This window comes from Enterococcus sp. DIV1067f (assembly GCF_050543505.1).
GTDB classification, from domain to species: Bacteria; Bacillota; Bacilli; order Lactobacillales; family Enterococcaceae; genus Enterococcus_D; species Enterococcus_D entomosocium.
Genome location: NZ_CP172940.1, coordinates 2,495,957 through 2,508,628 on the forward strand (window position 1 = coordinate 2,495,957; position 12,672 = coordinate 2,508,628).

Consider the following 12,672-nt stretch of genomic DNA (forward strand, 5'->3'; position numbering starts at 1 on the left):
GCACTATGAAATGCTCTTGTTATTAAGTCTTCAACAAAATTTGGATTATCTGTAGGGTAGCCGTGGTCATATAATATTTACCTAGAATAGATTAATAACATGCCACTATCTTGATTAGACCGTGCCATCAGTTGAATAGCATGTTCTAACTCGTCGACAGTGGCGCCAATATTGAAAGTAGTGTTTTGGTTTTGTGCCAAAGTCATCCGTTCATGAAAATCCGATATCAAACTTTCTGCTTGGTTATACCATTGCGGCTCCGATGTAGATGGCGCCATAGTTTCGCTTGTGCTCCTTCCTGATTGTTCGGTACTCCCAATAGACTCCATAAACGTTGGTTCCTTCATCGCCTCGACAAACCGATTTATTGGGTGCTCCGATTTTGCCAATACATAGCCAAATAAAATTACCAATGCGCAAGTTATACCAGATACAATCACAGATGAAAGAGTTGATTTTTTCATAGATTAATTTCCTATTAATAATAACTCTTGCTTCAAGAGTATCTGTGCTAACTTTTGAACCTCTTGTCGATTACATTTTCTCTCAATTTCTTTCTGACGTTTCTGATCGATTGGGCTTTTGAACTTAAGGGATCCGCATCGGTATGTTTTATATGTTAATTCTTCCATTTGATTTCCTCTTTCCTTACAATGTAAATCTTATAATAAGGCTATTTAAGAAGAAAATAAAAAAAGTCCGATATAATGGACTTCCCAACAATTTCTATATAAATATTCATTCCCCAAATAAGTTATTGACAACTATGTTTATAGTTATTATCCCTTTAATTAATATAAATCATAATTCTCTTTAAATACCTTCAGCTTCCTATTTGGGCAAATTCATCTAATTTGACCATCTAATTCAAATTAGTAAACATATTTAGAATGAAAAATAAACCATAGTATTTTAAAACTTAAATAGCTTTCTAATTTAAGTCTTAATATCTACTTTTAAATAGATGCACAATCGAAAACTACATGCCCTATATAATTATGAAACTAATTGTGAATAAAGCTCAGCTAAAGAGTCTTGATTTAAATCTCTCATTATCTGAAGCATTTTTTGTGTAAGATCTCTTCCCTCTTGCTCAGGCCCTCTTTTTATTAATAGTAACCCGCTAAAAAACTTATATACCGTTCGGTGAAAAAATTCTTTATAATCGGTTGATAGTAAATCTAGCTGTGTTAATAATACTTCTGTATAGTCATACTGCTGTCTTTTAAATGTATATTCAATTAGGTTGATCAACAAAACACAATATATTTCTCTTCCTTTTTCAAGTTTCACATAACGTTCCATCAATTTTGAAACTCTTTTAAAAAAAACTAGAATAATTTCACTATCTAAAAATTCGAGTGTATTCGTAAATAGTTGAATTTCTTGCAGAGACCAACTTTCCACATCGATCAGATAGGTTAAAATGGTATGTCTATCAGCTTCTAAAACTACTTTGGTATTATATTCCCCATACTCTTCAAAATATTCTAAGAGGCGTATCCGAGATCTGACCTCAGCAATTCTAATTCCATTTAACTTGCCGGATTTTACTTGCAGATCTTCTAAAAGATGTTTGAGTCCTTTGATATCTTGATTGTTCGCCAGTTTATTATAAATATAATTATAGTTATTCTGTTCATTTAATTGGTATCCATTAGAAATAAACATAAATTCATCAATGTCCATAGAAATATTGTCTAATATTTGCATCAGTATATTGGCTGATATTTGATGTTTTCCTTTTTCAAATTCAATAGCATATGATTTAGATATAATATTTCCATATACATCTTTCTGGCTAAATCCTTTTTTTAATCTTATTTCCCTTATAGTTTCTCCGTACATATAGTACTCCTCTCACATTCAAGATTCTCTCATCCATATCAACAAAGAAATATGTATGCTAGCATATTATTCATTAAATTTCTTTAAAATAATATTTGATCTTATTATACAATTTGTTTTCTGATCATTATAGTGACTTAACCTATAAGATGAAAGAAAAAGAGGAGTGAATGACTTGGATACATCTCATTCGCTCCTCTTTTTCTTTCGTTTAGATTAAAAACAAGAAGTCCTAATCGTGAAAAACATCTCATCTGTATCATTTAGTCTTTAATTTATTTCTTAATAGCTTAGTAGTAGTTATAGAAATTGAAATAAAGATTGATAAATATCCTAGTGGTATACAAAAGAATGCTGGCTCTACAACAAATCCTCTTGAGTCCAGATGCGACCCTACCAAGTTACTAACCATAAAGAGCACTACTGCTAATAAAAAAAAGAAAATTGAACTGCCAAATTGTTTCATTTTATATTCCTCCTGCTTTTTAATTTATTTAAATGATTGGTTCAGTTTAACAAGTAATGGATTTATTATCATCTATGAAAAAATCCGTTAAATCAATAAAAGGGCGTACAACTTCGCTAGTGGTTCTTGGTTTAATTTTTTCATAATATCTAACATATTTTCTGCAATAGCTCTTCCCTTTTCTTGATCAAGTTTTTTCATTACCAAGAGTCCCTCAAAAAAATTATAAACGGTTCTAAAAAAAAACTCTTTATAGTTGGATGATAAAAGATCCAATTGGATAAGTAATATTTCTGTATAGTCGTATTGCTTTTTCTTAAATGTATATTCCAATAAATTTATAATCAATGCGCAATATATTTCTTTCCCCTTCTCTAGATCGGCATAATATTCAAGCACACGAGAAACTCTTTTAAAAAGAATAAATATTGATTCATTGTCTAACAAATCTATCGTATTAGCGAAAAGCTTAATTTCTTGAAGTGTCCAACTTTCCCTCTCAATTAGGTAGGTTAAAATAGTCTGTCTATCTTCTTGTAAAATCACATTTGTATCATAAACACCATTGTCTCTGAAATTTCGTAAAATTCGGAGACGAGACCTTACTTCAGCTATTCTAATATCATTTAATCTACCTTCCCTACTTTTTAATGTTTTTAATAAATCTTCTAGACCTTCAATATCATGCTTGTTGGCTAACTTACTGTACGTATAATCATAATACGTTTTTTCGTTCATATTATAGTTATTAGCAATAAATAAAAATTCGTCTATTTCTATAGATAGATTCTGTAAAATTTCAAGCAATATATAAGTAGAAATTTGATGCTTTCCTTTTTCGAATTCTACTGCATATGATTTTGATATGATGTTTTCATACACTTCTTTTTGAGTTAACCCTTTTTTCAGACGAATTTTCCTTAACGTTTCTCCATACATTTATTATCCTCCTATCATAAGATTGTATTAAAAAACTTCTTACATTTCTTATTATAGTAATCTTTCTTTTTTTGGATCATCAGGTATGAAATATGAGACCGAAAAATTCGAAACAATAATTTTTTTATAACTATTACGAGTCATGTATTGAACAATAAGGTTCTTTATATAAATAGAAAAAAAGAGAACTAGCAAGTTCTTGCTAATTCTCTTATTCGTCTATATATCAATATAGGAATTAAAAAAACACTATTTGAGAAAAAAGATAACAAAGCCTAGCGAGTCATAGATAAAATGACAGATCCAACTCACCCAAACACTAGATGATTTCTTCCATACATAGTTTAGTGCTAACCTAGCCGGTGCTAGGGTGAATATTAATTGTATAGGGTGAAATCCATACGCAGGAATGTGCCAGAATGCAAAAAGAATGCTGCAGATAATTGTTGACCAGAAAAAAGAAAGGCCTTTTTTCTGAAGAGCGATTAGGATATTTGTACTTAATAGTTCTTCTCCCATCAGCATAAAGGGCACTTGAAACAAAATCATTTTTACTGAAAGTGTATCATTAATCGCATTCGGCGTAGGTTGCCCAAAAATTAATGAATAGAGGAATGAAAAAAGCATTCCAGAAAACAAAACAAGAGGTAATCCCCAGGCGAATGATTTAAAGTTGAAGTGCTTGAACTGATTTAGAAAGTCCTTTCTTAATAAATAATACCCGGCAATAAAGGCAAATACTAAATTCCAAACCGTTCCAAAAACGACATGAAGTAGCTCGGGAAAATTTATAAAAGATAAAATTTGATAAATCAAAGCAATTCCTATAGTAGTCAATAACAAGAAATTAGCTGATTGTTTTTTCATATTTACCCAACCTCCTTATTTTTATCTGATTATTATTTTAAAACTATTCAAACATGGTAGCCTTCTCGGGAAAAATAAATATACATACTAATTTTCTGTTTCATACAAAATTTTGTAAAGTTTTGTATTTTAATTATAACATATTCATATTGAATACCAGGAAGATTGAGAAAGACTGATACTATACCAAGGACAACTAATTTTCCCAGCATTATCGTGCTTGCTAAAAATGAAACATACGATCATATAGATAAATCATTATTTATATTATATGTACCTATATTTTACTTTTTTGAAGTATGAAATATCTGTCTTTTTAGGTAATTTGAACCTAAAATAACCTAAAATAGATTTTGCAACAAAATAAATAAATGGAGAATTTAGAACATGAAAAAAAGCAATTATCAAAATCTTTAATAGCCACTGGCTTACTTTGTACAATATTCGGGAGTGTTACAACATTTGCAGCCAGCACTGCACTTTATCGTGACTCCACGGCAACTACAGAAGCTATCTACCAAGGTGTTCATGCCTTATCCCGAACTTTAAGCGGCACTAAGACAGACTTGGCAACAGCGTTAGTAGATAAAGCAAAAGCAGAAGCTGATAAAATAAAAGCTGAGAATGAGAAGAAAGCTGTCGAAAATAATCTCGAAACGGCAAATAACACAATTACTGATTTAAGAACACAACTTACAAATGCCAATAACGCTGTCACAGAAGCGCAAGCCAGTGCAGCTCTTGATAAAAAAACTGCTGAAGATAAAGGAAGTGCCGTAGCAGCTGCAAAAGATGAACAACTAGGCGCACTTAAAACTGCAGTTGATAGTATCCTGTCTGAGCACAATGTGCTTCCTGACAGTAATAAAGATAGTGTAGAAGCATTAAAAGGTAGCGATGATGCAGCAAAAGCTGTCGATGACGCCAATAAGAATCAAACTGAAAAAGTGAATCAAGGTAATTCATAAATTTGTTTAGTTCTTCTAATATCAAACTGTAAATCATGAACCCTAACATTAAATAGGTTTATACAAAGTATTCTGCTCAATAGATAATAAACTTTGAGGTAAATAATAAAAAAGCAACCCGTCATAAATAAAAATGTCAGGTCAGGAAAGTAAAGTTCTGACCTGTCTTTTTATTGTAAATATATATTTAAATCGCATATTAAAATTTTATATTATCTGAATAAAATTCACTTTGAACAGTCTCCTGAAGTCATTTATTTTATAGAAGTATAAGTGAGTGAATCTTACTAATATTTGTCATTCCATCCATCCTGAATATTTCTTCATAGTAAGTTCCGCTATCTATTTCTGCCAATCTTATTATTTCAGTTTCAGATAATTTGAAAATATTGTCATCAATTAAACTAGATAAAATTTGCAACTTAGCATCGATTCGTACCAATTCTTTGATGGTTGCAAACGCATTTTTGGTAGAAATATTCTGAATCAATTTAATGAAATTTTCTTTTGTCGTTATATAGTACTCGTTAATTAATGGATAGTTATATTTTTCGAAAAAATCATCGAAAAATAAGAAATATTCGTTAGCTGATTTTATTGTCACTTGTTATCTCCTTTCAAATTTATTCTAAGAGATCCGCACAATACCTATTCGTTTATTCAAAATGTTTCCTCTTCTACTTGTCATTTTAAAAGCAGTCTGCGAATTTCCATTTATTTTACCTCTTGAATTTGGTCAAAGAAAAAAAAGTCTTTAATTTAGGACTTATAAAAGAACATATGACTTTGGAAGTTTATTGTTATTCATGGAATTGAGTTACAAAAGAGATATTAATCATCTTTATGTACACACATATTCAGAAAAATTAATTAACCATTTTGTCCTTATTATCTTTGAATACAAGTAAGAATATGATTACTAGAAACAAAAGAAGAAACAATGGGCTGTTTTAGAACAAGAATTTCAATAAATAATATAATAGCACTCACCATAATTATCATTGAGGTACTAAATTTAAGACCTTCTATGTAGAATAAGCCAAAACCTTATATGATAAGTTTTGTCAGACAGAATCAAGAAATTTTCATGAAATAATTCATTGAATTTAAATACCATTCAGTATTTACTTCCATTTTCACTGGTGTTCATGGAGATTTGTCTTTTATTTTGCCGTGGATTGACTATCTTATTCTAAGTTCTTAGACAAGATACTTGTATTTCTACGAGAAAAACCAATCACAAATCGAATTTGAGGAGAAATTTTAATCATGAAAAAACAAATCATTGCCACATCAATCATATTAGCTAGCATAACTACCGTAATCGCGACTGAGGCTCAAGCCAATGCAGACTCCATCAATGGCGTTGATGTAACAACTGATCAAACACAAAAAAAAGCCACCAGTGAAAATGGTGAAACTTGGGTTAATGATAATAATGTATGGTATAACCAAACTTCAGGGGATAACGGTATCATTACACCACCGAATACTCCCGGTCAGCAAAAACCTGAGCAGTCTTTAACGCCTGCTGAACCTAATCAAACACCGCCGATTATTAAGCAAGAAAACCCATCTGCACCATCGGTACCTACAAAAGCCGAGTATATCGCACCAGCTAAACCTATCTCTGAGCAAAAAGTATCGAATACGCCAGCTGTTCCTGCTACTCCTGTGATAAATGTCCCTGATTTGCAGCCGAATGCATCGGTTCAATTGGTTCCTGCTACTCCTGCTGTTCCTACAAAAGCCGAGTATATCGCACCGGTTAAACCTGTCTCTGAGCAAAAAGTACCGAATACGCCAGCTGTTCCTGCAACTCCTGTGATAAACGTGCCTGATTTGCAGCCGAATGCATCGGTTCAATTGGTTCCTGCTACTCCTGCTGTTCCTACAAAAGCCGAGTATATCGCACCAGTTAAACCTGTCTCTGAGCAAAAAGTACCAAATACGCCCTTTGTACCTGCTACTCCTGTGATAAATGTCCCTGATTTGCAGCCGAATGCATCGGTTCAATTGGTTCCTGCTACTCCTGCTGTTCCTACAAAAGCTGAGTATATCGCACCGGTTAAACCTGTCTCTGAGCAAAAAGTACCGAATACGCCAGCTGTTCCTGCAACTCCTGTGATAAACGTGCCTGATTTGCAGCCGAATACGCCTGTGCAATTGGTTCCTGCTACTCCTGCTGTTCCTACAAAAGCTGAGTATATCGCACCGGTTAAACCTGTCTCTGAGCAAAAAGTACCGAATACGCCAGCTGTTCCTGCTACTCCTGTGATAAACGTGCCTGATTTGCAGCCGAATACGCCTGTGCAATTGGTTCCTGCTACTCCTGCTGTTCCTACAAAAGCCGAGTATATCGCACCGGTTAAACCTGTCTCTGAGCAAAAAGTACCGAATACGCCAGCTGTTCCTGCAACTCCTGTGATAAACGTGCCTGATTTGCAGCCGAATACACCGGTTCAATTGGTTCCTGCTACTCCTGCTGTTCCTACAAAAGCCGAGTATATCGCACCAGTTAAACCTGTCTCTGAGCAAAAAGTACCGAATAAAAAATACGAGGATCCAATAAATAAACAGCTAAAAGAAGTACCTAGTATGATACCTAGCCAACCAGTAGAAATGACAATAAATGTTCCTATTAAAAAATTTCCACAAATGAATACTTTTAATTTTTCTATGCAAGCAATCAATACTTTTGCGACTACTATAATTGATAATACATTCTCTACAAATACAGAAAAGATTACTCCTGCAACTAATGTACTAGTCGAAAAACAGCCATCACTTATCGATGGAGATATCCCTAAAAATTTAAACCCTTTTGATCATAAACAGTTTATTCAAGCTAGTAGAGTACCAATTATTGAAAAACCAGTAATTATGAAATTGGAACAACTAAGTGAACAGAAAACAAGCCGACCTGTCCCTAAGACTTCTGAAGAAAAGCAAACAATTAAAACAATCCAATTCAAAACAGCGCTCATGAAATCTGAAAGTAAACAAACAGCGCAATCTTTAACAAAAAAAGAAAATCAGGTAAATAGAGAGACGATTCCCCTGCCTACTAGGTCTTCAAGGCATGACGTGAAATCCACACTCTTAAAATCTTCAAGCCTAGCAATGATGCCTAAAACAGGAGACGTCGACTCTTTTACTTTTCAAGAAAGTTTACGAATCATTGGTTTTGTTTTGGCTAGTCTAAGTCTGTTAGGTTTATCATTTAAAAGTAGAAAAGGTTACAAGAAATAAGATATAAAAAAGACTAGCTCTATATGGCTAGTCTTTTTATGCTTTATTGAAATTTGACATATAAAGTATTATTATTTGTAAACTTAAGTTAATATATTTTCATAGATCGCTAGTACTAATAATCTATGAAAATATTAATAAAATAGAGATCAAAATTTTAAGTTTCTGCCCCTCTTTTCTTAATCTATAAAAAAGGCGATATAATTTATGGGACTGATGAATCAGAATTGACTCTCCAATCTCATTTTCATTTTAAGTAGAAAAAAGATCATTCTCTAGTTTGTTTAAATCACCCCAAAACAACTAAGGACACGATATACTATATGAACGACTCCATCAAAAATACCAATATGAATAGACAAGCACTCGTTGATTACTGAGTTCTTTTATGAGTCTTTTTGAAAAAAGCACACATCGAAAGGGCGTACCATCAGTTAGGTATGCCCTTTAAGAGAAGTAGGAAATACTCATGTTACGGAAGTTCCACACAGTTATTTTTCAAAGACATTAAGTGATGTTGGCGTTTCTTCCTTTTGCAACGTCATGATGACAGGACCTTCTTTGGTGATGGCGATCGAATGTTCATATTGGGCACAATAACTGCCGTCAATGGTGCGTGCTGTCCAGCCGTTTGGGTCCATCTTCATGCGCCAAGTGCCGGTCGTGATCATCGGTTCGATGGTGATCGTCATGCCCTCTTTCAAACGAATTCCTTTGCCAGGTAACCCGAAATGAGGAAAGAATGGTTCTTCATGAATGGTTGGGCCAATGCCGTGAGCAATAAAGTCCCGCACGACACCATACCCTTTTTCTTCAGCGAAGCTTTGGATCGCATAACCAATATCGCCGACTCGGTTGCCAACCTGTGCTTGCTCGATGCCTCTCATCAAGGCTTCTTTCGTTACTTCCATCAGTGCTTGATGTTCTGGCGAAATCTCTCCTACAGCATATGTCCAACAGCTGTCAGAGATTGCTCCTTTGTAATCGACACAAAAATCGACTTTGACGACATCGCCTGATTTTAAAACATATTCTGAAGGGAAACCATGACAAATCTCTTCATTGACACTGATACACGTCGCAAATTCATACCCTTCAAACCCGATTTGCGCGGCTGTTGCCCCTGCAGCTTCTATCTGTTGATGGACAAAGGCGTTGATTTGGTTCGTGGTGATACCGGGAACGATTTTTTCCCGTAGCTGCTCGTGAATACTTGCCAAGATACGACCAGAAGTTTTCATTTGTTCGATCTCTCGTGGGGATTTTAATGTGATCAATAGATGATCTCCTTTCCTTAAATAGCCATTACCATGTTTCTTTTAATAATACACCTCATCTAGAAATAAGCCATGAGAAGGCACTGTTTCACCAGCTGCTTGTCGTACTTTATCGGCTAACACTTGATCGATCACTTCTGGCGGTAGCGTGCCATCGCCAATGGCAATCAGTGTGCCTGTCAAGATTCGGACCATTTTATGCAAAAAGCCGTTGCCTTTGAAGGTAAACCGCAATAGGTCGCCTTCTGGTGTGATAGTGATTTCATCGATTGTGCGCACCGTTGATTTTTTTGATTTTTTCAACGCAGAAAAGCCAATAAAATCATGGGTGCCGATCAACTTCTCAGCCGCTTGCTGCATTTTTTCCAAATCAAGGGGCTGCGGGCAATGAAAACTGGTATTGCGAGCAAAGACCGATGGGATCGCGTTGTTCCAAACATAATAGCTGTATTGCTTGCCTTTAGCGTGATAGCGTGCATGGAATCGTTCAGGCACTTCTTCAATCTTGTTGACAACGATGTCTTGCGGCAAATAGCGGTTAAAGAACTGCTGCATCTCTGGCAAACTCATTTGATGGGTCGTCTTGAAATTTGCCACTTGTCCTCGAGCATGCGTGCCCGCATCGGTTCTACCAGAACCCACGATCTCAATTTCTTCTCCCGTCAATAATTTGATGACCCCTTCAACTTTTTCTTGGATCGTTTTTTCAGAATCTCCTAGTCGTTGCCACCCTAAGTAGCGCTTGCCGTCGTATTCAATCGTTAGTTTGATATTTCGCATGGTTGTTGCTCCTTTTTACCGGTAGTACCGGTGGTTAATTTTTTCTATTATACTGCTTAAGATATTTACTTATGATACGGCGCCCCCGTATTGATTCGATACGCGCGATAAATCTGCTCCAATAAGATCAGTTTCATGAGTTGGTGGGGGTAGGTCATTTTGCCAAAGGAGATTTTGGCATCACTGCGAGTCATGACTTCTTGGCTTAAGCCTAGGGAGCCGCCGATGACGAAGGTCAGTTGGCTTTTTCCTTGGATGCCGAGTTGATCGATTTGTTTGGCGAAGGCTTCGCTGGTGGGATTGGTGCCTTCGATTGCTAAGGCAAAGACATATTCGGTGTCTTTGATTTTGGCTAAAATGCGCTGGCCTTCTTTTTCTTTGATTTGCAGCATTTGGGCTTCACTCAAGGTTTCTGGTGCTTTTTCATCTGGTACTTCGATAAACTCAAGCTTTGCGTATGCCCCCAATCGTTTGGCGTACTCGTTGATTCCTTGAACGAGGTACTTTTCTTTTAGTTTTCCTACCGTGACGATTTTGATTTTCATAGATTTCTCCTCGTTATCCCCTTATTTTATGAAAATGTGGACAATGCTATCCACAACCTTTTACACACTTTGACTTTCTTTGAAATCCTTCTATCTTATCTATAAAACTGCGACACTTCAACGATTTCTTCATCCACCCAACCAACCCCATCAAGTTTGTCCACACACTGTGGATAAAAAGACCTTTACTTCTCCCCAGATTTTTCTGCTATTTTTATTCAAAAATGAACGGGTCTTACGAAGAAAATTTCATCGTTTGAAACAGATTCTTACGCAACTTCTTCATATTTTTTTCAAAATCTCTTAGTAGACTAATCTCAGATAGAAGGAATATACTGATTATAACGAATTATTCATTAAGGGGGAAATAGTAATGGCAAGAAAATATGTCACACCAGGTAAGAAAACTTCTCCTGGTTTATTAAAACGATTAGGTATTGGGATTTTAGGCGGTATGGTCGGCGGATTATTGACCTTCGGCGGTCTATATCTGGCAATGGGTTCATCCTTGAGTTCAACACCAGAAACCACGACCAACAGTGGGGTCCAAGATTCTAACGGGCAAACACAAGTATCTAATGTCAAACTTGATGTGACCAGCGATGTCACTGAAGCAGTTGAAAAAGTACAAGATTCCGTCGTTTCCATCATTAATTTACAACAAAGTCAAAGCAACGATTGGAACAGCCTCTTTGGTCAGCAAGGTGGACAAAGTGAAGGCGATAGCCAAAGCGAAGACGACAGCGCCTTAGAAGCTTCTTCTGAAGGTAGTGGGGTCATCTACAAAATTGATGGCGACGATGCCTATGTCGTAACCAACAACCACGTCGTTGAGGGTCAAGATGGTTTGGAAGTTGTCTTAGCAGATGGTACAAAAGTCAAAGCTGAATTGGTAGGTACCGATTCTTACACAGACTTAGCCGTCTTAAAAATCTCTTCTGAAAAAGTTACAACTGCCGCAACATTTGGCGATTCAAGTGCCTTGAAAGTCGGCGAACCAGCAATCGCGATCGGTTCTCCTCTAGGCTCTGACTATGCAAACTCTGTGACACAAGGGATCGTGTCTTCCTTGAATCGTCAAGTAACAAGCCAAAACGAATCTGGTGGTACGATCAGTATCAATGCGATCCAAACGGATGCTGCGATCAACCCAGGGAACTCAGGTGGTCCACTGATCAACGTTGATGGTCAAGTGATTGGGATCAACTCAAGTAAAATCGCCAGCACCTCGGGCTCTGCTTCAGGCGTTAGTGTCGAAGGAATGGGCTTTGCGATCCCAAGTAACGATGTCGTTGAAATCATCAATCAACTAGAAGCAGACGGCAAAGTGGTCCGACCTGCACTAGGTATCCAAACGATCGATTTAGGTTCCATCACATCACAACAACAAGAACAAATCTTGAAAGTTCCTTCATCTGTAACTTCAGGCGTTGTGATCTACTCAGTCAACAATGCAACACCAGCAGAACAAGCAGGATTGCAACAATATGACGTTATCACGAAAATCGATGATACAGAAGTCAGCACCACAACGGATCTGCAATCTGCGTTGTACAAACACAAAGTCGGTGACACGATCACTGTAACCTTCTATCGTGGCGATGAAGAAAAAACAGCAGAAGTAAAACTTTCCGTTGATACATCGATCAACGAACAATCAACAGACAGCAGCAACTAAGCAGCCAATCACCAAAACCAATCGAAACAATCAAAAAATGAACTGCCGCAAA

Annotated in this window: 13 protein-coding genes; 3 read left to right on the forward strand and 10 right to left on the reverse strand. The window is 36.0% G+C overall.

From position 1 onward, the window contains the following. Positions 1 to 77 precede the first annotated feature (77 nt). The 6 genes from IGJ42_RS11490 to IGJ42_RS11515 all read right to left on the reverse strand — a co-directional run bounded on the left by IGJ42_RS11490 (position 78) and on the right by IGJ42_RS11515 (position 4,120). Positions 78 to 464, reverse strand: coding sequence for a hypothetical protein (locus IGJ42_RS11490; RefSeq protein WP_087664983.1), 387 nt, complete (start codon positions 462 to 464; stop codon positions 78 to 80). Positions 465 to 467: 3 nt separating this feature from the next. Next, on the reverse strand, positions 468 to 632 hold the full coding sequence (locus tag IGJ42_RS11495; protein WP_194188423.1) for a hypothetical protein: 165 nt from the start codon (positions 630 to 632) through the stop codon (positions 468 to 470). A 364-nt stretch (positions 633 to 996) separates the two neighbouring features. Beyond that, complete coding sequence (locus tag IGJ42_RS11500; protein ID WP_034878435.1) at positions 997 to 1,848, reverse strand: Rgg/GadR/MutR family transcriptional regulator; 852 nt, start codon at positions 1,846 to 1,848, stop codon at positions 997 to 999. A 259-nt stretch (positions 1,849 to 2,107) separates the two neighbouring features. Continuing rightward, positions 2,108 to 2,314: a DUF3955 domain-containing protein gene (locus IGJ42_RS11505; RefSeq protein WP_194188424.1), complete on the reverse strand. Its 207-nt coding sequence runs from the start codon at positions 2,312 to 2,314 to the stop codon at positions 2,108 to 2,110. Between the two features lie 87 nt (positions 2,315 to 2,401). Next, on the reverse strand, positions 2,402 to 3,253 hold the full coding sequence (locus IGJ42_RS11510) for a helix-turn-helix domain-containing protein (RefSeq protein WP_430615477.1): 852 nt from the start codon (positions 3,251 to 3,253) through the stop codon (positions 2,402 to 2,404). Positions 3,254 to 3,502: 249 nt separating this feature from the next. Beyond that, complete coding sequence (locus IGJ42_RS11515) at positions 3,503 to 4,120, reverse strand: CPBP family intramembrane glutamic endopeptidase (RefSeq protein ID WP_430615480.1); 618 nt, start codon at positions 4,118 to 4,120, stop codon at positions 3,503 to 3,505. 371 nt (positions 4,121 to 4,491) lie between these two features. On the opposite strand from IGJ42_RS11515, the gene IGJ42_RS11520 reads away from it, so the two are divergent. Beyond that, the gene (locus IGJ42_RS11520; RefSeq protein ID WP_430615482.1) at positions 4,492 to 5,088 is read left to right on the forward strand and encodes a hypothetical protein; all 597 of its coding nucleotides are present in this window, start codon (positions 4,492 to 4,494) and stop codon (positions 5,086 to 5,088) included. A gap of 259 nt (positions 5,089 to 5,347) precedes the next feature. On the opposite strand, the gene IGJ42_RS11525 is transcribed toward IGJ42_RS11520, so the two are convergent. Continuing rightward, positions 5,348 to 5,692: a DUF7006 family protein gene (locus IGJ42_RS11525; protein ID WP_005234616.1), complete on the reverse strand. Its 345-nt coding sequence runs from the start codon at positions 5,690 to 5,692 to the stop codon at positions 5,348 to 5,350. A 665-nt stretch (positions 5,693 to 6,357) separates the two neighbouring features. Between IGJ42_RS11525 and IGJ42_RS11530 the strand changes: the two genes are divergently transcribed. Beyond that, a complete protein-coding gene (locus IGJ42_RS11530; RefSeq protein ID WP_430615485.1) occupies positions 6,358 to 8,340 on the forward strand; it encodes a hypothetical protein in 1,983 nt (660 codons plus the stop codon). Positions 8,341 to 8,831: 491 nt separating this feature from the next. Here IGJ42_RS11530 and map read toward each other — a convergent pair whose 3' ends face one another. From map to rlmH, 3 genes are all read right to left on the reverse strand, one after another. Further along, positions 8,832 to 9,617 (reverse strand): type I methionyl aminopeptidase, encoded by a 786-nt coding sequence (gene map, locus IGJ42_RS11535; RefSeq protein WP_195960359.1) that lies wholly within the window; start codon positions 9,615 to 9,617, stop codon positions 8,832 to 8,834. Positions 9,618 to 9,659: 42 nt separating this feature from the next. Further along, positions 9,660 to 10,397 carry a tRNA pseudouridine(38-40) synthase TruA gene (gene truA / locus IGJ42_RS11540; protein ID WP_005225435.1) on the reverse strand — a complete coding sequence of 246 codons (738 nt, stop codon included), beginning with the start codon at positions 10,395 to 10,397 and terminating at the stop codon, positions 9,660 to 9,662. Between the two features lie 65 nt (positions 10,398 to 10,462). After that, positions 10,463 to 10,942, reverse strand: coding sequence for a 23S rRNA (pseudouridine(1915)-N(3))-methyltransferase RlmH (gene rlmH, locus IGJ42_RS11545; RefSeq protein WP_005234604.1), 480 nt, complete (start codon positions 10,940 to 10,942; stop codon positions 10,463 to 10,465). 373 nt (positions 10,943 to 11,315) lie between these two features. Here rlmH and IGJ42_RS11550 point away from each other — a divergent pair, with 373 nt between their 5' ends. After that, the gene (locus IGJ42_RS11550; protein ID WP_194199690.1) at positions 11,316 to 12,620 is read left to right on the forward strand and encodes a S1C family serine protease; all 1,305 of its coding nucleotides are present in this window, start codon (positions 11,316 to 11,318) and stop codon (positions 12,618 to 12,620) included. Positions 12,621 to 12,672 lie beyond the last annotated feature (52 nt).

Coding starts and splice junctions, on each gene's coding strand:
- rlmH (WP_005234604.1), bottom strand. CDS start 10,942: ATGAAAATCAAAATCGTCACGGTAGGAAAACTAAAAGAAAAGTACCTC.
- IGJ42_RS11550 (WP_194199690.1), top strand. CDS start 11,316: ATGGCAAGAAAATATGTCACACCAGGTAAGAAAACTTCTCCTGGTTTA.
- IGJ42_RS11495 (WP_194188423.1), bottom strand. CDS start 632: ATGGAAGAATTAACATATAAAACATACCGATGCGGATCCCTTAAGTTC.
- IGJ42_RS11505 (WP_194188424.1), bottom strand. CDS start 2,314: ATGAAACAATTTGGCAGTTCAATTTTCTTTTTTTTATTAGCAGTAGTG.
- IGJ42_RS11520 (WP_430615482.1), top strand. CDS start 4,492: ATGGAGAATTTAGAACATGAAAAAAAGCAATTATCAAAATCTTTAATA.
- IGJ42_RS11490 (WP_087664983.1), bottom strand. CDS start 464: ATGAAAAAATCAACTCTTTCATCTGTGATTGTATCTGGTATAACTTGC.
- IGJ42_RS11500 (WP_034878435.1), bottom strand. CDS start 1,848: ATGTACGGAGAAACTATAAGGGAAATAAGATTAAAAAAAGGATTTAGC.
- IGJ42_RS11530 (WP_430615485.1), top strand. CDS start 6,358: ATGAAAAAACAAATCATTGCCACATCAATCATATTAGCTAGCATAACT.
- IGJ42_RS11510 (WP_430615477.1), bottom strand. CDS start 3,253: ATGTATGGAGAAACGTTAAGGAAAATTCGTCTGAAAAAAGGGTTAACT.
- truA (WP_005225435.1), bottom strand. CDS start 10,397: ATGCGAAATATCAAACTAACGATTGAATACGACGGCAAGCGCTACTTA.
- IGJ42_RS11515 (WP_430615480.1), bottom strand. CDS start 4,120: ATGAAAAAACAATCAGCTAATTTCTTGTTATTGACTACTATAGGAATT.